The sequence below is a fragment of the Alphaproteobacteria bacterium genome (assembly GCA_033762625.1).
Classification (GTDB): Bacteria; Pseudomonadota; Alphaproteobacteria; order UBA9219; family RGZA01; genus RGZA01.
Map to the genome: position 1 here is coordinate 110,652 of JANRLI010000002.1, position 24,112 is coordinate 134,763.

The 24,112-nt window shown below is 51.3% G+C and carries 18 protein-coding genes; 9 read left to right on the forward strand and 9 right to left on the reverse strand.

What is annotated here, in order from left to right:
- Positions 1 to 151 precede the first annotated feature (151 nt).
- From SFW65_00715 to SFW65_00725, 3 genes are all read left to right on the forward strand, one after another.
- Positions 152 to 4,261 carry a hypothetical protein gene (locus tag SFW65_00715; protein ID MDX1921636.1) on the forward strand — a complete coding sequence of 1,370 codons (4,110 nt, stop codon included), beginning with the start codon at positions 152 to 154 and terminating at the stop codon, positions 4,259 to 4,261.
- A gap of 282 nt (positions 4,262 to 4,543) precedes the next feature.
- Positions 4,544 to 5,050 (forward strand): hypothetical protein, encoded by a 507-nt coding sequence (locus tag SFW65_00720; protein ID MDX1921637.1) that lies wholly within the window; start codon positions 4,544 to 4,546, stop codon positions 5,048 to 5,050.
- Positions 5,051 to 5,327: 277 nt separating this feature from the next.
- Positions 5,328 to 5,669 (forward strand): hypothetical protein, encoded by a 342-nt coding sequence (locus SFW65_00725; GenBank protein ID MDX1921638.1) that lies wholly within the window; start codon positions 5,328 to 5,330, stop codon positions 5,667 to 5,669.
- Between the two features lie 123 nt (positions 5,670 to 5,792).
- On the opposite strand, the gene SFW65_00730 is transcribed toward SFW65_00725, so the two are convergent.
- Positions 5,793 to 7,091, reverse strand: coding sequence for a hypothetical protein (locus SFW65_00730; protein ID MDX1921639.1), 1,299 nt, complete (start codon positions 7,089 to 7,091; stop codon positions 5,793 to 5,795).
- A gap of 271 nt (positions 7,092 to 7,362) precedes the next feature.
- On the opposite strand from SFW65_00730, the gene SFW65_00735 reads away from it, so the two are divergent.
- The 4 genes from SFW65_00735 to purH all read left to right on the forward strand — a co-directional run bounded on the left by SFW65_00735 (position 7,363) and on the right by purH (position 14,714).
- A complete protein-coding gene (locus tag SFW65_00735; protein ID MDX1921640.1) occupies positions 7,363 to 8,331 on the forward strand; it encodes a hypothetical protein in 969 nt (322 codons plus the stop codon).
- Positions 8,332 to 8,626: 295 nt separating this feature from the next.
- Positions 8,627 to 10,948 carry a hypothetical protein gene (locus tag SFW65_00740; protein ID MDX1921641.1) on the forward strand — a complete coding sequence of 774 codons (2,322 nt, stop codon included), beginning with the start codon at positions 8,627 to 8,629 and terminating at the stop codon, positions 10,946 to 10,948.
- Positions 10,949 to 11,244: 296 nt separating this feature from the next.
- A complete protein-coding gene (locus SFW65_00745; protein ID MDX1921642.1) occupies positions 11,245 to 12,999 on the forward strand; it encodes a heparinase II/III family protein in 1,755 nt (584 codons plus the stop codon).
- A 104-nt stretch (positions 13,000 to 13,103) separates the two neighbouring features.
- The gene (gene purH, locus SFW65_00750; protein ID MDX1921643.1) at positions 13,104 to 14,714 is read left to right on the forward strand and encodes a bifunctional phosphoribosylaminoimidazolecarboxamide formyltransferase/IMP cyclohydrolase; all 1,611 of its coding nucleotides are present in this window, start codon (positions 13,104 to 13,106) and stop codon (positions 14,712 to 14,714) included.
- A 38-nt stretch (positions 14,715 to 14,752) separates the two neighbouring features.
- On the opposite strand, the gene SFW65_00755 is transcribed toward purH, so the two are convergent.
- The 3 genes from SFW65_00755 to SFW65_00765 are packed head-to-tail and all read right to left on the reverse strand — an operon-like array spanning position 14,753 to position 16,996.
- On the reverse strand, positions 14,753 to 15,046 hold the full coding sequence (locus SFW65_00755) for a GIY-YIG nuclease family protein (GenBank protein ID MDX1921644.1): 294 nt from the start codon (positions 15,044 to 15,046) through the stop codon (positions 14,753 to 14,755).
- A 52-nt stretch (positions 15,047 to 15,098) separates the two neighbouring features.
- The gene (locus SFW65_00760) at positions 15,099 to 16,031 is read right to left on the reverse strand and encodes an FkbM family methyltransferase (protein ID MDX1921645.1); all 933 of its coding nucleotides are present in this window, start codon (positions 16,029 to 16,031) and stop codon (positions 15,099 to 15,101) included.
- A gap of 41 nt (positions 16,032 to 16,072) precedes the next feature.
- Positions 16,073 to 16,996: an RNA polymerase factor sigma-32 gene (locus SFW65_00765; GenBank protein ID MDX1921646.1), complete on the reverse strand. Its 924-nt coding sequence runs from the start codon at positions 16,994 to 16,996 to the stop codon at positions 16,073 to 16,075.
- Positions 16,997 to 17,257: 261 nt separating this feature from the next.
- On the opposite strand from SFW65_00765, the gene SFW65_00770 reads away from it, so the two are divergent.
- Positions 17,258 to 18,121, forward strand: coding sequence for a diguanylate cyclase (locus SFW65_00770; protein ID MDX1921647.1), 864 nt, complete (start codon positions 17,258 to 17,260; stop codon positions 18,119 to 18,121).
- A 4-nt stretch (positions 18,122 to 18,125) separates the two neighbouring features.
- Here SFW65_00770 and SFW65_00775 read toward each other — a convergent pair whose 3' ends face one another.
- Both SFW65_00775 and SFW65_00780 read right to left on the reverse strand, forming a co-directional pair.
- Positions 18,126 to 19,289, reverse strand: coding sequence for a hypothetical protein (locus SFW65_00775; GenBank protein ID MDX1921648.1), 1,164 nt, complete (start codon positions 19,287 to 19,289; stop codon positions 18,126 to 18,128).
- A gap of 143 nt (positions 19,290 to 19,432) precedes the next feature.
- On the reverse strand, positions 19,433 to 21,295 hold the full coding sequence (locus SFW65_00780) for a cobaltochelatase subunit CobT (GenBank protein ID MDX1921649.1): 1,863 nt from the start codon (positions 21,293 to 21,295) through the stop codon (positions 19,433 to 19,435).
- A gap of 195 nt (positions 21,296 to 21,490) precedes the next feature.
- Between SFW65_00780 and SFW65_00785 the strand changes: the two genes are divergently transcribed.
- Positions 21,491 to 22,564: a PfkB family carbohydrate kinase gene (locus SFW65_00785; protein MDX1921650.1), complete on the forward strand. Its 1,074-nt coding sequence runs from the start codon at positions 21,491 to 21,493 to the stop codon at positions 22,562 to 22,564.
- A 17-nt stretch (positions 22,565 to 22,581) separates the two neighbouring features.
- On the opposite strand, the gene SFW65_00790 is transcribed toward SFW65_00785, so the two are convergent.
- The 3 genes from SFW65_00790 to SFW65_00800 all read right to left on the reverse strand — a co-directional run.
- Positions 22,582 to 23,022 (reverse strand): hypothetical protein, encoded by a 441-nt coding sequence (locus SFW65_00790; GenBank protein ID MDX1921651.1) that lies wholly within the window; start codon positions 23,020 to 23,022, stop codon positions 22,582 to 22,584.
- Between the two features lie 47 nt (positions 23,023 to 23,069).
- A complete protein-coding gene (locus SFW65_00795; GenBank protein ID MDX1921652.1) occupies positions 23,070 to 23,360 on the reverse strand; it encodes a GIY-YIG nuclease family protein in 291 nt (96 codons plus the stop codon).
- Between the two features lie 38 nt (positions 23,361 to 23,398).
- On the reverse strand, positions 23,399 to 24,112 hold a 714-nt coding region (locus tag SFW65_00800; protein ID MDX1921653.1), incomplete at its 5' end, for an AAA family ATPase.

A 24,112-nucleotide genomic window follows, 5' to 3' on the forward strand; every position in this document is an offset into this window, starting at 1 on the left:
TGGTTGGTTATGCCAATATCGGCGAGGGCTTTAATAATTGTTACGGTATAACAATAAAAAGCACTTGCCATTATAACGCCATAAAAATAGTTTGTGCCCACTCCTTAATCATTCATTAATTTTAGCACCGATTTTTCAGAAGGCATTGAAGATGCGTAAATCTGCCCTAGCACTGCTTGTCGCGTTCCTTTTTCTGCTTATGCCGCATATGTCCTATGCCGCAACGTGTACGCTTGATGAAGCGACGGTCGGCGGAACCGATGCAACCTGTCCTGTGGGCGGCGGAAATAATTTCCTTCCTCAATCCGGATTTAATTCTGCGCGTTTGCAACCGACCAATATCCTAAGCGGCACACCTATCAACATTAATAATACATGCCGTTATGTCGATGCGCGCGGCATCACTGCATCTATTTTCGTTCCATTTAATTCATCGACCGAATGGAACGCATTCATCGCCAATCACCCTGCGCAAACCAATGTTACGCAATGTTGTATTCCGCGCGTGATGCGCGTTTCGGATGTTCCGCGTCCAACCGAAAGCTGTAATCATGGCCGCTGGAATTTGCAGGGAATTGTTGCATCAACTGCTTCCACAACCTATATCGCGCGTCCTGTTTCACAAGCCCCAACCTCTGCCATCGTGCTGCAAACAGGCAATTCCGAAGACCCTGATTTTCCAATTTCCTTATTCCCGATTGAACGCGATGATATCGGTTCGGTATTCCCGGCCGGCGCACGGGTAAGCGAAACCTATCTTGCACGCTGGCAGTGCTTTGGCGTTGTGCCGCGCGGTACAGGCGCAGATACAACCGCGCACACAACCGATATTACTGGCGGTACCGTTGGTGCGATCGCCGGCGAAATTGGCGATATCACATTTACCAGTTTCAGAATGCAATGCCGCAACAGCAACTGGACATCCATTGATCCGGACACCTGTGTTGAGACGATTACCGCTTCGACGCGCAGCTGCTCGCAGAATGACCATCCATCCAATTGGGTTGGAACGGTTGGTGTGCTCAATACCAAGTATTGCCCTGCTGGCAATATCACATCACAAGTTGTGATTGATACCTGCCGCGCACCAACAACGTGCACCCCATCATCGAGCACAACTACGGTTCCGTGCGCGAGCGGCTATACCGGCAACATCACCCGCACCACCGCGCATGTCTGTGATGGCAGCAACAATGGCGCAGGCCGTGATACCGTTACCGATGACACCAGCCAGTGCGTTGCGATTACCTGCACGCCGGGCCAAGTCGGTAACAATTTTACCGAAAGCTGCGGCGAAAATTTCACCGGCACAGCGGTTTACAAAAACATGCGCACCTGCCCAACCGGTAGCGGCACAGATGGTGTGATTACCAAGACGCTGGTTTCAAATACCTGCGTTTGCCCTCCAACCACCGATTTGGGTAATGTCAACAAAACCTGCCCAACAGGCCAGACTGGAACATGGACTGTTCGCCAGACCAAGACCTGCGTTCAGGCACAGCCAACAGGCAATGTCATCCAGCCATGGGGCATTTGTTCATGCAGCACATCTGAAACCGATGTGACGAATACCTGTGCGCCAACCACCTGTGTGCCTGGCCCTTATGGTGATAACTTCACCGAGGCTTGCCCATCCGGCCAAATCGGCATCATCACCAAGCGCCATGTTCGTGCATGCCCTGCGGGTACCACCACCGATGAAGTGGTAAGCAACACCTGCACCACATGCGTTGCCGGTCCTTACGGTGACACCTTCACTGAAGAATGCCCTGTCGGTAAAACAGGCATCATCACCAAGCGCCATGTGCGCCAGTGCCCATCCGGCGCTACGGTTGATGAAGTGGTAAGCAATACCTGCGTTCCGGGTTGCCGTGCTGGCCAAGTGGGTCAGACCTTTGCGGTCGCTTGCCCGAACGGACAAAGCGGTCTTATCACCAAGAAGCGTGTTCGTGCTTGCCCATCGGGGATTATCACCGAAGAAGAAGTTTCCAACACCTGCAGCGCAACCTGTGTTCCGGGTCAGGTGGGTGATACCTACGCACTGGAGTGCCCATCGGGTCAAACCGGCTTGATTACCAAGAAGCATGTTCGTGCATGCCCATCGGGGATTATCACCGACGTTGAAGTTTCCAACACCTGCACGGCGCAAGCATGTGTGCCGGGCCAAGTTGGCCAGACCTTCACTGCCGCTTGCCCATCGGGTCAGATTGGTACAATCACCAAGCGCAATGTCCGCGCTTGCCCATCGGGTGTCATTTCCGAGGAAGTTATCAGCAATAGCTGCGTGACGACTACGGGTTGCATCCCTGGCGAGGTGAGTCGTTCGGCCGTTGATTGCGGAATTGGCAGAACAGGCCAGATCACAACCATCAACACCCGCGTATGCGATGGCAGCAATAACGGCGCAGGCCGCATTGTGACCACAACCCAAAACACATGCAGCGGCGGTTCAACTTGCGTTCCTTCGCGCACGGAAACACGGGAAGTTTGTCCGGTTGGCCAGCAAGGTTATATAAAAGTCATCACCATGCATGTGTGCCACAGCCGCATGGGATTACGCGGTTGGGAAGGCTGCGATGATGAATACAACGCCAATAGCGGTAACAACGGCTGGCTGCGTTGGTTCGATGGCGGTGAACGCGATATCATTATCCGCGAAAACCATTGCCGCCCGATGACCAGCTGCACCCCGTCAGATACATCGACGAGTTCGGCATGTCCATCAGGGCAGAGTGGACAAATCATCACCCGCCGCCAGCATATCTGTGATGGTAGCAATGATGGCGCAGGCCGCGATGTGGTAACAACCACGAACCAATGCACCACATCTTGTACACCTGGCGCTGTATGCAACCCTTACACATCACCCTGCCCAACAGGCCAAGTTGGTGTGATTACACGCCAGAATTTCCGTGTATGCCCATCGGGTGACATTGAAATCCGTGAGCTTTCCAACACCTGCCATACGGCGTGTGTGGGTGGCAGCAGCACGGTGGATACGCCGTGCCCATCAGGACAAACAGGCGTTATTCGCACCACCACAACCCATATCTGTGATGGCAGCAACAATGGCGCTGGCCGTGATGAAGTAACGACCGATAACCAATGCCGTTCCGCATGTACGCCGGGCGTTACAAGAACAACGCGCGCTTGCCCAACAGGCCAGACTGGTGAAATCGTTGTAAGAACCCGCCACATCTGTGATGGTTCGAACAATGGCGCTGGCCGTGATGAAGTGACGGAGCGTAACCGTTGCCGCACGGCTTGTGTTCCAAACATCTCGATGATGGTTGAAGATTGCGCGCCAGGTTATACCGGTGGCCGCACCATTAAAACCGAACATGTCTGCGATGGCAGTAACGACGGCGCTGGCCGCGATGTTGTGACCACAACTGGTGAAGCTTGCCGTGTGCTCTGCACCCCAAGCGCAACCGCGCTGCTTGAAAACTGCCCTGTGGGTCAGGTTGGCGGCCGCACGACGCGCACCGAACATGTGTGCGATGGTTCGAACAATGGCGCTGGCCGTGATGTGGTGACCGTGACAGGCCCTGCATGTCATTATGAATGCACCCCATCGAACAATGTGGTGGAAAGCGCATGCCCGTCTGGTCAGACAGGTGTCATTCGTACACGCACACGCCATGTTTGCGATGGCAGCAATGACGGTGCTGGCCGTGACATTGTAACGACCGATAATCAATGCCGCACGGCATGCACGCCTTCATCAAGCTATGTGGATGCATCATGCCCATCGGGACAGACCGGTTACATCCGCACCACCACCGCGCATATCTGTGATGGTTCGAATAATGGCGCGGGCCGTGACACCGTTACAACCGATAACCAATGCCGCGCAACCTGCATCCCCGGTGCGACATGTCAGCCATATACCAGAGCGTGTCCTACGGGCCAGACAGGGATCATTACCTTGCACCGTGTGCGTCAATGCCCATCGGGTAATGAGGTTGAAGAAGTGATCAGCAATACCTGCACGCCGATTATTGTGTGTGTTCCAACAAGCAATACCACGTCACGTGCATGCCCATCGGGTTACACAGGTCTGATCTATACAACCAATGCCCATATCTGCGATGGCAGCAATGGCGGATTGGGCCGTGATACAACAACCGAAGATAACCAATGCACCTTTGTTGTAAGCGGTGACGGCGGTGGTTACAGCGGCGATGGCGGCGGCGGTGATGGTGGAGGCGATGGCGGCGGCGACGGTGGTGGTGACGGCGGCGGCGATGGCGGCGGTTAGTTAAACTAGCGCGATGCCTCTGTGCCTTTATTCGCCGTTCGCTCTGCGCCATTTTATTGATGCGATGCTTCTGCGCCTATCGGCGCAACCAGCCCTGCTAAATGGCGCAACCGCTTGGGCGAAGTTGGCACAACCGGCCCTGCTTATATTAATTAATATTAAACGTGCGGCATAAAAAAATAGGATGAAAGTATAATCATGCTTGTTGCGCATATTATCGGGGCCTATAACAAGCGCACGAAATTTAGAGCGATTGGTTTATAGTTTTTTTAGGAGATTGATATGGCAGTAACACTCGATAATGTTCAGCTCGATACAAACGCAACCTTCACCGAAATGCTCGGTTTTGCACGTGGTTTGGTTGACCGCGACCAACCAATTGAAGAATTGTTTGGCCCATCAGGTAAAGCCGTGACGATTGTTATGTCGCGCTCTGAAATGATTGTGCTCGCACAAGCTTGCCCAGATGGCACCAACCGTTGCCTTAGCCGTAATCACTTTGACCGAGTGCCAGGTGCACGTACCAAGCGTGATTTCAACGATGTAGGCTGGGGTCAAAATCGTTTTCAAGGCCGTGGTACCAAGCAAGCGGGTCCTAACTATCAGCAAATTGACTCCTATGATGCGCATCCAAGATTGAGATTTAATCAACGCGGTCAATTCTTTAACGGCCGTGAGTGCATCGTTGTAGCAGGCGGTAATTCAAGAGATGGTGGTACAACCCCGCGCCGCGTTGTTAGCCGTCGTGCTGGCACAGCTGCTAGCTGCCCGACGGTTACTCTGGACTAATCAATTAAACAGCCTGTTTAAAAACCCCGCCACATCAGCGGGGTTTTTTTATTGAAGTATTTGCGCCATTCGTTCTGTTCCGCTGCGCGGAACAACCGCTCGGGCGAAGCAGGACGCTTATATATGTGCATGAATCAATCTTCGTATTAACCACGTTATCTGCATCAGAAACTATTTAAATAATTGCTGAAGCTTTGTTTCATCATGTATAACCAAGAAACAGTAATTTTGATTTTTTAGAATTGTTTTTAACGAAGTCATTTTAAGGGGAATACCCATGGTTGGAAAAGTTATGCGCGCTGGCGCAGTAATATTAGAACTCGGCGCTGTGGCAGCAGGTATGGGCTTGCGTTCAGCACAAGCAGATACCACTATTATCACAGCCAAAGAAAGCAAAGTGGTTTGTGTAACCACGATTAAAGGCGGCCGTACCACGACCGATTGCATTGGCGCAGAAGAAGCCGTTGAGATTAAAGTTCAAACGCTTCCTGCCACGACAAGCGGATTTGCACCCATGCAGCGGATTTGTGATCCTGCCCGCCCTGCGACATTAAATAGTGGTTTGGTATGCGGCCCTGATGGCTTGGTGTATGCCCCCGGTTCCGGAAATGGCGGCTAATTAAAAATTGATAACCTCATAAAAAACCCCGCTTTTCAGCGGGGTTTGTTTTTTTGTTTGCGCCATTCGCTCTCCGCCTTGTTGTTGCGATGCCTCTGCGCCTTGCGGCGCAACAGGCTCTGCTTATGCTAAATCCGCATCGTGATAAAGATGCGTTGAATCGTAATTGGATGATTTGAACTGTGCGAGCACTTCGCGGGTCTTCAAATCCATCACAGCAACATCATAGTACGTGCCGCACACGGCAATGCAGGTGGTACCGGGAATTTCGGCAACGCCGCGGATACCATTCAGTTTCAATTGTTCATGGGTGATGATTTCCGCATCCTTGCCCGGGGTGTGCAGCACAAGATTATCGGAGTGGTAATAAAGCCCAATCGCCGTATCCATCGCTGTGTTATAAGCAACCGATTGCGAGCGCATATGATGTTTGTTGCCAAGATAAATCACTTGGCGTTCACCGGTTTGGGTATTGATGCGCAGGAAGGGCAAGCCAACCGCCAGATGTTTTTCCTGCATGGCAATGCTTGGAACCGGATAATCCCATTTCTGTTTGAAGATGCGTTCCATTTCAGCGAGCGCGATTTTATCCGCTTCTTCGCCGGGCTTGAGGTTTTCCGGTTTTTCAAAGGTGACGTATTGGGTAAGCACGATGTATGCCCAGCCATCTTTTGAAACGCGCATATGCGTGGACATGGCGTTGAATTCATTCTGGTCATAGTGACGTTTTGGCTTATAGGTCTGGCTATCCAGAATGGTGAGCTTGGTGTCAATCACATTGAATTCCAGCGGCTTTTTGCGCTCTGCTATATCGCCGTAATGGGTTACTGCAAGCTCTGCCGGATTATTGGGAATCTTGTGAATTTCATGCGGTTGAATGCCGCCGCTGTCAATCATATCCAGCTTTTTCAGGCTGGTTAAATCATAGACTTCAAAGCGGCCAGTATCGGAGGCGGCGTGAGGTTTTGATGCGCGCATCGGCAGAATGAACTGGTTGCGTTCAGGGAATACCAGACCATGGCCGCCATAAAGATAGCCTTCGGGCGCGGTGAAGGTTGCAAGCACCTTGTGGTCTTTATCAACCATCATGCTGAGCGGTTTGTGGTGGGACACGCACAAAATGCGATTATCGCCTGCGCCCATGGCGGCATGGCCTTCGCCCATATCGAGCGATGTTTGCTTCATCTCGCGCGTTTCCAAGTCAAACGTCGTCAGAATGCTGGTGGTTTTCCTTTCTTTGTGTTCATTGCCGGGGTATTTTTTCCCGCCAAGACCGAATGCGAAGAGTTTGCCTTTCAGCGTCGGTTTTACCTCGGCAACTTTTGGCGCGGCTGTTTCTGCGGCTGATAGCGGGTTGCCAAACATCAGGGCGCTGCCCATCAAGCCTGCACCAATTATAAAGTCGCGGCGGGTCGTTTTCATTGCCAATAACTCCAAAATGATTTTATTTTACGCAAGGTGAATGTGAGCCTTGCGCAAAACAACGCAATATCACGCTGTTCAATATAGTGTCATTAAATAAACAACTGGTTTATGAAGCCATTAAACCATTAAATTTTGTTAAGATTTGGGCAGTTTGTGCTTATTTTTTCAGTGGGATTATGCGGTTTTATGGGCCGCTAACGCGGCATTAACCCAAAACTGAAAGCTTTTATTTTAAGCTTGGAACATAACCTGTTTTTAAAGGATGCTGATGGTCAGCCGGATACTGCCACCCCACGCATTGCCAGGCGTGCATAACGAGCCATTGCCGCAGAACCGTATTTTTGGACGGCATCAACACCTCGTTTATGACATCCCATCCAGCCGTCCGGAGCAGGGTTATGATGTCAATGGCATTGGCCACTTGTCATCGAATACCAAAATCGCCGCGCTGGCGCTGATCGCGCGGGTAAGGGGTGTTGAATATTTACAGCAGAATATGGGGCGCCTTACACGGATGATGAGCCAGTCCCATAATGATGCAACGATTGTTGAAGTATCGCGCGCGCTGAATTATTCCGGCGCAAATGTGTTTGCCGCGAATTTCCGCCCGATGACCATGCAGGGCGGCGTGCTTAATCGCGGCAATGATAATCATCTTTCCAATACCATGAATGGAAATGTGCAGCGTTTTTATGAAACCTATCGCGCAGAGTTGGCAAAATACCAAACCGAGCTTGGTATCGCCGGTTCCAGATTCCGTGATACATCAGGGATTGCCGATCGAGCATCACGCATCGGCACATCGCAGGCATCGCCGCTGCATGTCGCGCATTTGGTGGATTATCTCTACAAGCTGGATAACGGAAAAACGCTAAGCCAGCTTGCAACGCCCGCCAATCCACAACACACAACACACAGATATTTGGCAGAGCGTGCGATAAGAGATCCGCAACGTCCGCGAAATGGCGAAATATTTTTTGCCAAAACCGGAACGCTGGATGTATCGCAATTTCACAAGTTGCCAGCAGGCAGCGGTGTGCCGCAGCAATTTCCAACCGGCGTATTCGTGTTGACGCTTGGATATATTCAAGATGGAAAACCGAAAATGGCATTCATCCGCGCGAATTCATCCGAAGAACGCAAACAACTTGCGAACAGATTTCTGGATGATGTTGCGGGCACAACGCCGCAACTGATTGCGCAACGCCGCACACAACCCTTTCCACCTACCGCATAAATCAAAATACACATCGGTTTTTTGTGCGCATGGCAGCTCGTAGCAATTTGCCTGTTGCGGGCATTTTTAGTGCCTTAATTTAACATTTTTTCGAAGGCCGTTAACCTTTTAACCAAGATAGGAAAAAAAACGTAAGTCTTTTGAACGCATTAACCAGTTAACGAAAAATGAAAGTAAATTTCGGACTCGCAAACCCTTTAAAAAGTGCTAAAAAACGATTGATAAAAGTTTAGGCAATTCAATTTGTCTTTCGGGCGTTTTTGGTACGAAACGAACATTTTAAAAGGGTATTTTTATGCGCAATATTATTCTTTCTCTGATTGTTTCCTTGCTGCTGTGTGGTACAGCGCAAGCAGAAGTATCAACGCAGTGTTCGATCGATAAAGCTGTTACCGATGGTAACACCACTTATCCCAAGTGCCCTGTGCGCAGCGAAAATGGTCAGTTGATCACCACCGATCATTTCACCGGCGCTCGCCTGCAACCCGATGTGACCATCAGCAAGACACCAATATATGTGCACGGCGCATGCCATTATATTGATGCTGCTGGTATCACCAGCCCGTTATTCGTTCCATTTAACACGTCCGAAGAATGGGCAGCATTCCTGACCAACACCCCCGATAACGTGCACGTTGCAAATTGCTGTATTGCGCGCAACTTGCAAGTGTCGGACGTTAAAGCTCCAACCCAAACCTGCTCGGCAGGTTCATGGCGTTTGCAAGGTTTGGTGAATTCTTCAAACACCAGCCAGTGGTTTGCACAAACCATCACCACCACCACAACCTCTTCATCATGGTTTTATTACTACTCGACCAGCTCTTCGTCATCGGGCACCATTTCGGGTAGCACCAGCGGTTCAAGCAGTTCATCGGGCAGCTCATCGAGCAGCTCATCCAATGGCCGTCAAACCGTTGCTGTTACCAATAACCCCGTTTCTTTGCCAATCTCACGTGATGATATCGGTTACCTTGAACCACGTGAAGGCAACAACCCAGGTTCGTTCACTGCACGCTGGATTTGCGGCACGGGCGGCACTGAAAATGTACCCATCCCTGGCCCAGCAGCTAACGCAACCGTTGGCGCAGGTACCGTTGTATTCGTAGATTTCCGCATGACCTGCCAAGACCAAGCTTGGAAGACCGTGACGGGCTGTGTTGACAGAACATACTCTGCAACCAGAACCTGTCAGGAAGCTGGCCACCCAGAAGGCTGGACCGGCAGCGTTTCCGTTATCGTTCGTGAAATCTGCCAAGGCGATGATGCGATTGCTCCTTCGACCGACGTTATCAGCGACACCTGCGTACCACCGACCACCACTGGTGATCTGTGTGAAGAAGGCCAAGTTGGCGAGACCTTCACCAAGGCATGCCCAGATGGTGACATGGATGGTACCATTACCATGAAGCGTTACCGTTCATGCCCAGAAGGTTCTGGCACGGATGGCGTGGTAAGCGAACTTCAGGTTTCCAACACCTGCGTATGCGTTCCGACCAAGGATCTTGGCAACGTGGAAAAGAATTGCCCATCGGGTCAGACCGGTAAAATCACTGTGCACCAAGTTCGCACATGTATTGATGGTTCTGTAAAAGCGACCTATGGCCGTATTCCAGTTGGCTACAGCAAGAAGACGTCTTCTGCGACCACCTCACGCGGTGTAAGCACCAAAGCTGTAGGCGATACCAACACCATCGATACAACCACCACCAACCCCGGCACCTGCAACTGCACCATTGCAGAAACAGAAGTGTCCAACACCTGCACCAGCTGCACGCCTTCGGAAGTAACCACAACCGAACCTTGCACAGAAGGTTCAGGCATCGTAACTGTCAAGACCAAGCATATCTGCGATGGTTCGAACAATGGTGCAGGCCGCGATGAAGTAACCCGTGACACCAGCCAGTGCCATGCAGTGTGCGTACCAAGCGAACGCTATGTGGATACGGCTTGCCCACAAGGCCAAACAGGTTACATCCGCACCACCACCAAGCATGTATGCGACGTTTGTGGATGCAATGCTGGCCGCGATATTGTCACCGTGGACAATCAATGCCGCACAACCTGCGTACCTTCAACCAACACCACTTGCGGCCCATGCCCATCTGGTCAGGAAGGTCACATCAACACCACCACAGAACATATCTGCGATGGTTCGAATAATGGTGCTGGTCGTGACGTGGTACGCACAGACAACCAGTGCCGTGTGATCTGCACACCTTCAACCAGCACCACCTGTGGCCCATGCCCAGCTGGTTATGAAGGTCATATCAACACAACCACTGCGCATCTTTGCGATGGTTCGAACAATGGCGCAGGCCGCGATGTGGTGACCACTGACAATCAGTGCCGCCCAACCTGCACACCTTCGACCCATGTGACATCCCGTTCATGCCCACCAGGCTATAGCGGTTCAATCACAGTGACGACAACCCGCACCTGCCCGGACAACCAAGACCATGTAACCGAGCAGAACAACTGCACCTATATCCCACCATGCACCTATGGCTGTGGTGGCGACGGCGGTGGTGACGGCGGCGGTGACGGTGGTGGCGACGGCGGCGGAGATGGCGGCGGAGATGGCGGTGGTGGTGACGGCGGCGGCGATGGCGGCGGCTAACGCAAACCAAGCCTAACAAATCAGAACCCGGCTCTTCATCGAGCCGGGTTTTTTGTTTTGCGGATATACGGCTTATTGCGCGCCTTGGTGTATTTCCATAATTGATTTAGCTGAAGCAGTCCAAGTAATGGACAAGATATCTGTGCCCTTATTAACACTTCGCATGTGCCAAACTGCGCATTTGCTTGAGAAAAACATCACCGGCAGCAGTTTTCTTAACGATTTAGTTGCAATCTTTACGCTATCGATAAAAGCACCCCGTTTGTGCACCTATTTCCAATTTAAGCGAATTTATTTTGTCCAACGTCATAGCAACATCGCTGCCGCCCGAGTTTGACCTGATGACACGCATGCGTCACCGGTTGCAAAGCCTCGCCTATGCCAGCTCGCTCTATCGCATGATGATTTCAGGGCCTGTGCCCAAGGCGTTGGAGGTTATTCCATCGGACCCCTGGCCGGGCGATAGCGCGATGGGTGAAAGCATCGTCGATGGCAAATTCAGTTTTGCCGGACAAAGTTTTTCAGCGCATCCGCCGCAATGGCTGCCGGAAAAGGCCAATACCACATGGCTGACCACTGTGCATGGCTTTGAATGGCTGCGTGATTTGCGTTCGCTGGGCGGCGATACCGCGCGGCGTGTTGCCCGAAGCCTGATGGCATCGTGGCTGGACCGGTTCGAGCAATGGTCACCCTATGTGTGGGAACCGCATCTGGTTGCACTGCGTTTAACGCATTTAATCGCCATGCATGATTTTGTATTGGCGAGCGCCGATACGCCGTTCCGGATGCGGGTGTTTGAATGCCTCGTGCGGCATCATAAACACTTGCTACGCCTGCTTCCCCGCGCGGTTGCCGGATATGTCATGCAGGAAGATGAGGATGCACCGGAAAAACTCAACAACGTAAACCTGCCTGCGACTGCGCAATTGCAGGGCGTTGAACTGTTACTGGCGCTGCGCGGTTTGATTTTTGCAGGCGTGGCATTTCCCGACGGGGATAAAGCGTTAAAGCTTGGTCTTGAAATTATGCCCATTGCATTGCGCCACGCGATATTGGCCGATGGGTCGAATGCCGAACGCAACCCGACGCAACAGATGATCGCGCTGAAATGCCTTGTCGATCTACGCCATGCATTAAAGGCCGGAAAAATACCCTTGCCGCCCGAATTGCCCATAGCGATTGAACGCGCAGCTGCTGCGCTGCGTTTTTACCGCCACGGCGATGGAGCTTTATGTTTGTTCAACGGCGCGCAGGAAGAAAACCCCGTGATGCTGGAAGCCTTGCTGACGCAGGCCGATACGCGCGGGCGCGCGCCAAAAAATCTGGTGCATGGCGGGTATGAACGGTTATCGTTGGGCCGCATGCTGGTGTTTGTGGATGTTGGCGCCCCGCCAACGCAAGGGCTGGATAGCGCGGCGCATGCGGGACTTTCCAGTTTTGAATGCAGCATTGGGCGCGAGCGGCTGTTTGTAAATTGCGGCGCCCATCCTGGCCACGATAACGATGATTGGTATGCGGCCATGGCGGCAACCGCGGCGCATACCACGTTGAATGTGGATGATAAAAACAATTGCGAAGTACTGGCGAATGGCGGCATTGGGGCGCGTCCGTCCAGTATTGAATGTCTGCGCGAAGATACCAAAGGCCAGCAGCAGGTGGTGGTAACGCATGACGGCTATTTGGCAGGCGAACAGATTATTCATCAGCGCACATTGACGTTATTGAATGAAGGCGATGCGTTGCGCGGTGAAGACAAGGTTTCCGGGCGCGAAGGAAAAAATATTACGTTGCGTTTTCATCTGCATCCGCTGGTGCAGACCAGCCTTATTCAAAATGGCAAAGCGGTGCTGATTAAAATGCCGGGCGGGAATGGATATCGCTTCCGCTGTGAAAACGGGCATGGCGAAGCGCAAAGCCTATCGCTGGATGAAACATTGTATTATGGAAAGGTCTATGCCCGCCCAAGCCGCCAGATTGTGGTGCGCGGAATTACCAATGCGGGTGATACGAAATGGCTGTGGTCATTGCTGCGCGAAGGTAAAAGCAAATAAGGCCAATAAATACGGCAAAATATAGCTGTTTCCGTATGTCTTGAGAGTTATCAAAAACTCCGTTAAATCTCTAGGCCTTCATTACATTATTAATAAGGCCGTTCATGTCGCTCCATGCTGTTTCCACCGTTCCTGCGCCAGATTTAGTCAAACCTGTTCGCGCGCTGATTTCTGTTTCCGATAAAACGCAATTGATTGAAACCGCGAAAGCCTTGCGCGCGGTTGGTGTTGAAATTCTTTCAACTGGTGGTTCTGCCAAAGCGCTCGAAGCCGAAGGCATCATGCTGACGGAAGTTGGAACCTTTACCGGCTTTCCGGAAATGATGGATGGCCGCGTTAAAACACTGCATCCCAAAATTCATGGCGGCATTTTGCAGGTGCGCACCAACAGCCAGCACCAGTTTCAGGCAACCGAACATTCCATTCCACCGATCGATATTGTAATCGTGAATTTATACCCGTTTGCGGCAACCATTGATAAAGGCGCGGATTTTGCAACCAGCATCGAAAATATCGATATTGGCGGGCCTGCGCTGATCCGCGCCGCTGCAAAGAACCATGATTTCGTGACGGTGCTAACCTCTCCATCACAATACGCAGGACTTCTGGATGAGCTGAAGAAAAATAATGGCGCGATTGGTCTGGATTTTAGAAAACGCTGCGCCTTTGAAGCGTTTACGCACACTGCTGCCTATGACAGCATGGTATCAAGCTGGTTTGCAGGACAGTTAGGCGATGACTATCCCGAAGTGATTACCGCAAGCTATACGCGCAAACAAATGCTGCGCTATGGCGAAAACCCGCACCAGAAGGGCGCAGTATATGTTGCCCGTAAGACCGAGCCATGCGTAGCCCGAGCAGAGCAAGTGCAAGGCAAGGAACTCAGCTATAATAACTACAATGATGCGGATGCGGCATTCGAACTGGCCTCCGAATTTTCAAAACCCACGGTTGCGATTATCAAGCACGCAAACCCGTGCGGTGTTGCTAGCGCAAAGGATTATGTGAGCGCGTATAAGCAAGCATTGGCATGTGATCCCGTCAGTGCATTTGGCGGCGTGATTGCCATTAACGGCAAATTGGATGCGGCAACGGCAACAGCGATTTCCGATATTTTCACCGAAGTCATCATCGCGCCCGAAGCGGATGAGGATGCCAAGAAGATCATCGCGGCAAAAAAGAATTTGCGCTTGCTTTTGACGCATGGCATGGCGGATGCGAAGCGCGCAGGCGCAACGCTGCGTTCGATTGCGGGCGGGTTGTTGCTGCAAAGCCGCGATGACGGGCATGTGACAGCCGAGACATTAAAGGTGGTAACAAAACGCAAACCATCGGATGATGAAGTGCGCGATATGTTGTTCGCCTTCCGCGTTGGCAAACATGTGAAATCGAATGCGATTGTCTATGCAAAGAACGAAGCCACGGTGGGCGTGGGCGCAGGCCAAATGAGCCGTGTGGATTCATCACGTATCGCCGCATGGAAAGCCGGCGAAGCCGCAAAAGCTGCTGGTTTGGCTGAGCCGCTCACCAAGGGCTGTGTGGTGGCATCCGATGCATTTTTCCCCTTCGCTGATGGCTTATTGGCAGCAGCCGAAGCAGGCGCAACTGCCATCATTCAACCAGGCGGCAGCGTGCGGGATGATGAAGTCATCGCCGCAGCAGATAATGCGGGCTTGGCGATGGTGTTTACGGGCATTCGCCATTTCAGACATTAATAATCGAGTCATGCCCGCGAAGGCGGGCATCCACGATTTTATTTATTTAAATCTTCAATCAAATCATCCCAATTCGGATTCGTTGTAAGAATCCGTCTGACCTTCCAAGCTCTATTCCATTTTTTCATACGCTTTTCAGCAACTATTGCGGATTCCGGATCATTATAGACTTCGTAATATACAAGTTTATTAAGGCCATATTTTTTAGAAAACCCTTCATATAAATTTTGCTTATGTTCGATTATGCGTCTGGCAATATTATTCGTCATGCCGACATATAAGATACCGTTAGGTTTGTTTGTGAGAATATATACGAAATAATTTTCAGGCATGAATTATCCGAAAGTAAGTTCGTGGATGCCCGCCTTCGCGGGCATGACGGAATTATATCCGCGGTTCGTAATCGGGGATGCTGGGCGTAATCTGCCCGTTCTCGGCGATCACATTGTGGTGAATGTCGGTGCATTCGATTAAACCTTTTGGCACTTCGCCATCACCGCGCTCCTTCGGGATGCACAGCACATTGGTATTGCAGCGGTTGCCGAATAAATTTTCATCACTCTTGTTAAAATTATCGATTTTGAACAAACGGCCCGTATGCCACCATGCGCGGTAACCCAGATTAAAAATGGTTTGCATCAATTCCGGTGATTTGGCGCGGCGGCAATTTTCAATAAACATGACGGGGCGGAATTTTTTGATAACCGTTGCGCCGCCGAGCAGTACATCGTTTTCCATCCCTTCGACATCGATTTTTAAAAAATCAAAGCGCGGTTCCTTGAACACATCATCAAGACGCACGACATGCGTTTTGATTTTCTTGTTCGACATTTTGGCTTCGTTATAGCCTTTTTCATTGAAGGTTAACCCCGCGAACTGGCCGACATGGTCGTAATCGGGCTCGTCAATCACCAGTTCTTCGTTTGAATTACCAATGCAGCAATGATGGATTTGGGTGTTATGCCCAACTTTGTTGAGCATGATGGCGGTCATCAGACATTCATGGATGACAGGTTGCGGTTCAAAGCCGATGACTTTGCCTTTTGGCCCCACGCGGTGGGCAAAGGGCACAAGAAAGGTGCCAAGATGCGTGCCTGCATCCACCACCACCATTTCCGGTTTGATGAAGGGCTTCATCAAATCCCATTCATATTCGGAAAGTTCACCGTATTTCATCAGCGAGGTGCTGATGAGAATATCGTGGTTGAGGACAAGAAAATAGCCATGCTTGGTGCGCAGCAAGGTTTTGCCCGGCTGGATGGTTGCCGAGAGTTTCGCCAGATCATCGGAATATTCGTCAGATTGAATAAGCGCCATGCAGAAAGGTTATTCCGCATGGCGCTAAATCCAAAGCTATTTTAAGCCGCCGCTGATTCGAGCTGCTTGGCCGATGCAACGATTGATGCATCCGCCTGGTCATGCATGAGGGTTTTAAGTTTTGCCATGGCCCGTGTTTCAAGCTGTCGTACCCGTTCCTTGCTGATGCCCAGTTTTTTGCCAAGGTCTTCCAGCGTAGCTGCTTCATCGCGCAAGTGACGGTCACGGATGATGCGGCGTTCACGTTCATCCAGCTGGCGCATGGCAACGCCGAGCCAGTTGTGGCGCACATCACCATCGTGGCGGGCCATAATCAGTTCTTCAGGGTTGGGGCTGTCATCCACCAGAAAATCCTGAAAATCATGGCTGCCATCATCATGGACCAGTGCATTAAGTGACTGGTCATGGCTGGTTAACCGTGCATCCATCACTTCCACATCATGCACATTGACTTTTAATGCACCTGCAATTTCCGACTTGGTTTCTGGAGAGAGCATAATGGGGTCAAGATTGCCCATTTGTGCGGCCTTGCCTTCAATACGCGCCCTTAAGCGGCGCAAATTGAAGAACAATGCTTTTTGTCCTGCCGTTGTGCCGGTGCGCACGATTGACCAATTGCGTAATACGTAATCCTGAATGGATGCGCGTATCCACCATGTCGCATAGGTTGAAAAGCGCACATCGCGTGATGTGTCAAACCGATTGGCGGCATGCAAAAGACCAATATGGCCTTCCTGCATCAAATCGCCCATCGGCAACCCATAGGCACGGAACTTCGCGGCAATCGCCACAACCAGACGGGCATAGGATTTGATGAGTTTGTGGAGGGCTTTTTCATCACCCTTTTCGCGCCATGCAGCGGCGAGTTCAAATTCGTTTATTTTTTCGAGCATCGGCGATTGCATCGCGCCGCGAATAAAGCGCAAATTATCAGCACGGGTTAAATTGTCGTCGAAATGAGCCATGGTCTTTCTCCTTTTGATCTTCTTGGAAGCATCGAGGGTTAGCGGCGCAGCCCCGTTATGGGCACTGCTACTTGACTGTATGGTATACGCAGGCTATGGGCGAATGGATCAATTAGCCATGTGAAATTTTTTAGCGTGTTATTTCAATAGTTTAGTTGGAATACTCAATCAGGTATTCGCAAATTTCACGCTTTTACTAATCCCTAATAACTGGGCGTTACGCTCGTAACTCCTGCCCTTTTTCGTCCCAAGGAAATCACCATGGAAGCCAGCACCCGCATCGTTCAAGGCCTCGGCAAAGTGGTGGATGACCATATTGCATGGTTGTCGCAATGGCATCAGGTGGCATTTTATGGCGGGAATGATCGCGCAGCAAAAGCCGATGATGCGAAAATGCCGAATTCCTTTTTGCAATGGCATGACCGCGCGACTTTTGCGCTGCCCAATCAGGGCCCGATATTAAACCGCCTTGCCGAGCTGCATGAACAATTGCACACAGCAGCAAAGCTAGTTTTATTGCGCGCGCCCGATGGCGAAGCATTACCCATTCAGGATTACGAGCGTGTGCTGTCGCGCTTTGATGAATTTGTAACCTCGGTGCGCCGCCTTGAACGCGCATTCAGCGAAGCGGCAGCAGGGCTTGACCCATTAACGGGGCTTCGTACCCGCAATGGGTTGCAGGAAGACTTTAACCGCGAGATGAACCGTTACCTGAACGCCAAAACACCCTTTACCTTGGCGATGGTGGATATCGACCATTTCAAGAGTGTGAATGACACCTATGGCCACGATACCGGTGACCGCGTATTGGTGGGCGTTGCCAACACATTGCTGCGCCATATCCGCACCTATGATGATGCGTACCGTTTGGGCGGCGAAGAATTTTTGCTGATATTGAAGGGCCTTGATAATGATGGCGCAGAAAAAGTGCTGGAGCGTCTGCGCGCTGCCATTCAACGCGCCGAATTGAAAGCGCCCGATGGCACGCCATTGCACGTGACCGCATCCTTTGGTCATGTCATGGTCGATGAAGGAAAAACGCTGGATGAATTATTACAGCTTTCCGACACCGCGCTGTATAAAGCCAAACGCGAGGGCCGCAACCGCATCGTCAAAGCGGCGTAGTTATTTAAGCCGCTGCGGTAAGTCGTGCAGGGGCTAGGCGGCGACCGACAAATGCAGCCAAGCGGCGCATTGGCACATAACCTTGATTTGCAATCGGGATGAAGCCCAATTTACCTAATTCATAGGCTTTGCGGATGTTCAGCTTTGCAAGCTGTTCATTTTCGAGACGTCTCGCGATAATTGCCAACTCGCTGGTGACCATGGTGTTTAGTGCATAAGGACGGGTCGCTCTTACAATGTGTGTATCAAGGGCAGCCAGCTGGTTTGGTGTTAACAGGGTTGAATATTCTTGCTTTTCATATTCGGCTTCTGCTCCGGGCTGTTGTGCTTCGGCGGCTTCTCTGAATTTGTTATAAGCAGCCTTTCGTTGCTCCCCTAGCACATTCCATAACTGTTCTCCAGTTATCCATGCACCGCTTAGTTCTGCGCGAACCTCGCTTGGCATATTGATGAGCGCTTTTGCGCTGATTTTGCGCTGTTCATCTTCGGTAATGAGATGTGCAAGTTCTTTGCGGGCGGCAGTATCATACCCCAATGCTTTTGCTTCTTCGACCGATAAACCCAAAATCGTGGATGTTGTAAGGTTTTCTGCGACTTCCGGTTTTACTGTTGCAAGTTGTTCGAGCAGTTCAGAGGGAAGGTTGCCTGAATAGGTTTTTAAAACCCCTTCAAGCTGGATGGTGGTTAAACTATCCAGCGCAATCGGAGCGCCATAGGTCTTGATAAGATATGCGATCTTATGGCCTGATAATCTTACTATCATTTCAGGTGATATTTTTCTGACATTTGTGACATCCATCTCGGCGAATGCCCAAGGAGGCGTTTCATTGATCTGATCTACAGTTCGTTTTGTCACATCAATGCTTTTACGTGCGCCTTTCTCCATAAGTTGGATTGTATGGGCGGTCAGGCCTTGCACGGTATCATCCGTAAAGCCCGCGGCTTGTTTGGGGGTTATGTTTTTAAGCCGTGCTTCAATAAGTTTATTGAGTTTTCCAGGACGGAAATAGGCCCCATCAATTGCCTCAAATGCAGGTTTTTCCAGAACATGCAATACGCGCAGCGACAAATTCGCGGCGTCTGCACCAAGCGCAATAATGTCATCCGCTTTCAGTTTAAGAACAGCTTCGTCATCAAGGGCGTTAATCGTCGCGGCAGTATGGGTCATATTCGTTCCTGAAGAATGTTTAAAATATCCATCTAAAATACAGGTTATTATTGAAAGTATTGATGCAAAAGAGAGGACCAGTAGCAGCGCTGCTGATAATATGTAAAATCAGCAGATTAATTGGTTAATGCTATTTCTTTGCGCTACTCGTCAAACAAATCGGCCAGTTCGTTCATCACTGTGCCGCCCAATTGCTCCACATCGGTAATGGTTACCGCGCGTTTGTAATAGCGCGTCACATCATGCCCGATACCAATGGCAAGGAGCTGTACGGGGCTGGTCGCTTCAATTTTGCCAATCACTTCGCGCAAATGTTGTTCCAGATAAACGGAAGGGTTGGATGACAAAGTTGAATCATCCACCGGCGCGCCATCGGAAATGACAATCAGAATGCGGCGGTCTTCGTGCCGTGCAAGCAACCGTGTATGTGCCCACAGCAATGCTTCGCCGTCGATGTTTTCTTTCAGCAATCCTTCACGCAGCATAAGGCCAAGGTTACGGCGGCAACGCCGCAGCGGCGCATCGGCCGCTTTATAAATAATGTGCCGCAAATCATTGAGGCGCCCGGGATGCGGCGGCTTTCCAGACTTCAGCCACAGTTCACGCGATTTTCCGCCCTTCCATGTGCTGGTGGTAAAGCCCAGCACTTCCACCTTTACTGCGCAGCGTTCCAGCGTGCGCGCAAGAATATCAGCGGTGATGGCGGCAATGCCAATGGGCCGCCCGCGCATGGACCCCGAATTATCAATGAGCAACGTGACGACCGTATCGCGGAACTGCGTGTCCTTTTCAATTTTATAGGAAAGCGGAACGCCGGGCGCGGCGACGACGCGCGCAAGCCGCGCGACATCCAGCATGCCTTCTTCGCGGTCAAAATCCCAGCTGCGCATTTGCTGCGCCAGCAATTTGCGTTGCAAACGGTTGGCAAGTTTTGCAACAAGACCTTGGTAATGGCGTACCTGATTATCGAGTTGCAGGCGAAGGCGTGCGAGTTCATCGGCCGGACACAAATCGCTCGCGTGTTTTATTTCATCGAACTGGGTTGTAAACGCATTATAGACAGTCAGCGCTTGTGCTTGTGCCGCAGATGGCGGCTCGCGGATTTCTTCTTCATCGCTTTCGGTTTCCGCTTCATCTTCGCCGCTTACTGGTTTTTCTTCGCCTTCATCACCTTCGCCAATATCGCGGGCTTCTTTGGCGGCTTGCTGTTCGGCGTCTTTTGGCAATTGGTCTTGGCTTTCCGCGCCGCCTTCGGCCTGTTCCTGCTCTTTTTTATCTTCTTGCGGGTCAGCTTCGTGCGGGCGGTCATCACCTTCGCTTTCTTCATCGGGGCTGCCCGGAAAATCCATGTTCATGGCCACCAGCAGCTTGCGCACTTCTTGGGCATAGGCATCGGCATCGTTCAGTAATTTGGGAAGCTCGCCCAAATGATTGCCGATGCGCTGTTCAACCCATGGTCGCCACAGTTGCACCGCCTGCAATGCGTTTTGCGGAATAGGCGCGCCGTAAAGTGCTTCACGCGCCAATAGCCGCATGACATCGTGAATGGGAATTTGTGCGCGCTCGGTCGCGTGATCATAGCCTTGGCGTTTGGCGCGGTCGGATAATACCGCGCCCAGATTTTCGCCAATGCCGGGCATGGCCTTTGCGCCGATGGCTTCGCAGCGGGCCTGTTCCAATGCTTCGTATACTAATCGTGCATTATCACCGGCTGGCGCGTGACGTTTAAATGCCTTTGGATCATGAAAACGCATGCGCAGCCCTGCCGCATCTACACTGCCGCGCACCAGCGCGCGGTCATGCGCCGAAAGCGCGCGCGAAGGAAGTGGCAAGCGTACGCGCTGCTTTTGCCCTTTTGCCATGATTGAGGATGATAGCGTGGTCGATTGATCGGTTGAAAACACCACATCCATTTCCGCTTCGCCGGCAAGCGTTTTGGCCGTCGCCACGCTGGCACGTTTAAAGCTTTCGACCGGATCTTCGGCAGTGTGGATTAACTTGCTCATATATTATGATTGGCGCGCTATTTAAACATTTTTGAGTCTCACTCGCTCTGCGTCCCATCTCAAGGATGGGTGCGCAACCGCTCGTGAGGGCAGTGGTGATTACGTACTGAAACTATTGCGCCCCTTGACAGTTTGCCAGCGTTATCTTGAAGTAAACGCGTATTTTATTTTAGGCGTTATAGCAGCGGGTTTTTTATGCGTATTGTCGGATTTGGTTCGGGCGGTGTGGACCGCAAACGCAAGCTTCAGGATATTTCAGACCTAATGGGGCAATTGCCGCCAGGGGATGACCAGCGCCTGATGTATGTTGATAAACGCCGCGGAGATATTATCGCCGATTTGGAAGCAGGGAATATTGAACCCTATAAGGAAAAACTGGGCAGCAATCCAAAAGCATGGCTGCGCTTTTTATCGTTGAAAAATTACGAACGCAGTTTTGGCGGCAAAGGCAGTAACGCCGTTTTTGCAGCCGCCAAGATGGGTGTTGAAACCCATTTCTTTGGTGCGTTTGGTGGCTATACCGATATCGATTCAAACGAACACATCGAACATTTAGAGCGCGTGGGCGTAAAGGTGGATGTGCAGCGGATTGAAGGTGAAACCCTATCCCAGGCCTATGTGTATGCCGATGCGCAGGCGCGGCAGGTCAGCATGATTTATCGCGGCGCGAATAAACATGCGCTGCAACAACGCATCCCTGATGCGTTGCTGGATAGAGATACGATTGTCATGATTCAAACATCGGTTCCAGTTGTGCAATCAATGGCGTTAGCACGCCGTGCCAAAGCACGAGGCGCAACAGTGGTATTCAACTGCACTAACCCTGCACAGGTAGAACGCACACATTTTCAACATATCGATGAACTGGTGGTGAATCAGGATGAAGCAGCTGCGCTTGCAAAAAAATTTGGGATTGTGCGTGAAACAGCAGGCGAACTTGCTGTTGCGCTTGCTGACCAGTTGGATGTGGTGTGTGTGATAACGCGCGGCAAGCATAATGTGGTTTCTGCCGAAAAGCGCAACGGCATGATTGTGGTGGACGATATTGTAACGCCGCGCATTGTACCGCGCGATGTAACGGGTGCAGGCGATGCATTGCTGGGCAGTTATGTTGCCTTTCGCGCCAAGGGGCACGGTGTGCACAGTGCATTGGAATATGGTGTTTTGGCGGGCGCATTTACGGCAAAAAGCCCGGATACAACATCCGCGCGGCTTTCCCCACGCATCTTGGAACGCGCCAAAGGAATTCTCGCCGCGTTTGTTGGGTAAGGTTTTAAATGCGTTCGTTAATCGACCGGACCCGTATTGGTCGGCGTTTGGCGTAAATCACATTCAACGCGTGCGGGTACGGGGCCAAGCCCGACAATGCGGAAGCGGAATACCGTGACCTGTTGCGGCAAGGTGAATTTCTGGTCCACCTGCACGTGCTGAACGGACGGCAAGCCGCGGCCAAACCGCTTATCCGCGCTTAAGGGTTGCCCGACCAGAATATCGGCATAAGCATAGGGCGCTTCGACACTTACGAATTGCCACTTATAGCTATAGCCTTGTTGCGGAGTGTTGATTGTGCCTTTGAGTTCAAGATGCTTATCGCCGGTCAACTGGTTTTCATTGCGCACGACAAAAAATGCGGGATCACTGCATGCATAGTAATACTCCGCCTTATCGCCCAGACCCAAATATTCGGTGAGGCCGAAAAAGCTGGAAAGCGTAAGGGCTGCAAGCATGTGCGTTCCTTTTCATCGTATGCCCCAGCGAAAGCTGGGGCCTAGGTTCATATTAGTTCATCACTTAAATCGCGCCAATCACGATTTTGTTTTTCAATGAGCTGCTTCTTCCAGTCCCTCTTCCATGCTTTCATTGTGCGTTCACGCAACGATGCTTCAGCAAAATTGTCATAAATTTCGTAGTACACCAATTTATCGAGACCATATTTTTTGGTAAAACCATCAATAAGTTTATTTTTATGTTCATAGATACGGCGCGTGATATTTCCTGTCATGCCGATGTAGAGCGTTCCGTAAGGCTTATTGGTCAGAATATAGACGAAGCATTGCTTGTTCATAAACTGGGTCCCAGCTTTCGCTGGGACATACTCCTACGTTAAAGAGCTAATTCAATTCCAAAACAGCGCTGGAAATATTCCGCCAATATCGGCCGTTCCGTCTCATCGCATTTATTCACAAAACTAAGGCGGAAAGATGTTGCGATATCATTGAAAATGGCATTGTTCTGCGCCCATGTAATGACGGTGCGCGGCGACATCACCGTTGAAATATCGCCGTTGATAAACCCGCTGCGCGTTAGGCCTGCCAATTGCACCATGCTGGCAACCTGCTTCTTGCCTTCATCGTTATTGAGCGATGGGCATTTTGCGAGAATGATATTCACTTCATCTTCCGCCGGAAGGTAATTCAGTGTGCAGACAATATTCCATCTGTCCATCTGGCCCTGATTGATGGGCTGCGTGCCATGGTAGAGGCCTGTTGTGTCACCTAAACCAACTGTATTGGCGGTTGCGAATAAACGGAAGGATGCATGCGGGGTAATGACGCGGTTTTGGTCAAGCAAGGTCAAGCGGCCTTCCGCTTCCAAGATGCGCTGGATGACGAACATGACATCGGGGCGACCCGCGTCATATTCGTCGAACACCAGGGCGGTCGGCGTCTGCAGCGCCCAAGGGAGCAGGCCTTCGCGGAACTCGGTGACCTGCTTGCCATCGCGCAGCACGATGGCATCGCGGCCAACGAGGTCGATACGGCTGATATGCGCATCAAGGTTGATGCGGATGCACGGCCAGTTGAGCCGGGCAGCCAC

Bases quoted from the DNA above. Each gene is read 5' to 3' on its own strand.
- SFW65_00765 (MDX1921646.1), bottom strand. From the start codon at position 16,996: ATGGCTCATTTCGACGACAATTTAACCCGTGCTGATAATTTGCGCTTT.
- SFW65_00795 (MDX1921652.1), bottom strand. From the start codon at position 23,360: ATGAACAAGCAATGCTTCGTCTATATTCTGACCAATAAGCCTTACGGA.
- SFW65_00775 (MDX1921648.1), bottom strand. From the start codon at position 19,289: ATGACCCATACTGCCGCGACGATTAACGCCCTTGATGACGAAGCTGTT.
- SFW65_00790 (MDX1921651.1), bottom strand. From the start codon at position 23,022: ATGCTTGCAGCCCTTACGCTTTCCAGCTTTTTCGGCCTCACCGAATAT.
- SFW65_00755 (MDX1921644.1), bottom strand. From the start codon at position 15,046: ATGCCTGAAAATTATTTCGTATATATTCTCACAAACAAACCTAACGGT.
- SFW65_00725 (MDX1921638.1), top strand. From the start codon at position 5,328: ATGGTTGGAAAAGTTATGCGCGCTGGCGCAGTAATATTAGAACTCGGC.
- SFW65_00735 (MDX1921640.1), top strand. From the start codon at position 7,363: ATGGTCAGCCGGATACTGCCACCCCACGCATTGCCAGGCGTGCATAAC.
- SFW65_00730 (MDX1921639.1), bottom strand. From the start codon at position 7,091: ATGAAAACGACCCGCCGCGACTTTATAATTGGTGCAGGCTTGATGGGC.
- SFW65_00720 (MDX1921637.1), top strand. From the start codon at position 4,544: ATGGCAGTAACACTCGATAATGTTCAGCTCGATACAAACGCAACCTTC.
- SFW65_00740 (MDX1921641.1), top strand. From the start codon at position 8,627: ATGCGCAATATTATTCTTTCTCTGATTGTTTCCTTGCTGCTGTGTGGT.
- purH (MDX1921643.1), top strand. From the start codon at position 13,104: ATGTCGCTCCATGCTGTTTCCACCGTTCCTGCGCCAGATTTAGTCAAA.
- SFW65_00715 (MDX1921636.1), top strand. From the start codon at position 152: ATGCGTAAATCTGCCCTAGCACTGCTTGTCGCGTTCCTTTTTCTGCTT.
- SFW65_00780 (MDX1921649.1), bottom strand. From the start codon at position 21,295: ATGAGCAAGTTAATCCACACTGCCGAAGATCCGGTCGAAAGCTTTAAA.
- SFW65_00785 (MDX1921650.1), top strand. From the start codon at position 21,491: ATGCGTATTGTCGGATTTGGTTCGGGCGGTGTGGACCGCAAACGCAAG.
- SFW65_00770 (MDX1921647.1), top strand. From the start codon at position 17,258: ATGGAAGCCAGCACCCGCATCGTTCAAGGCCTCGGCAAAGTGGTGGAT.
- SFW65_00760 (MDX1921645.1), bottom strand. From the start codon at position 16,031: ATGGCGCTTATTCAATCTGACGAATATTCCGATGATCTGGCGAAACTC.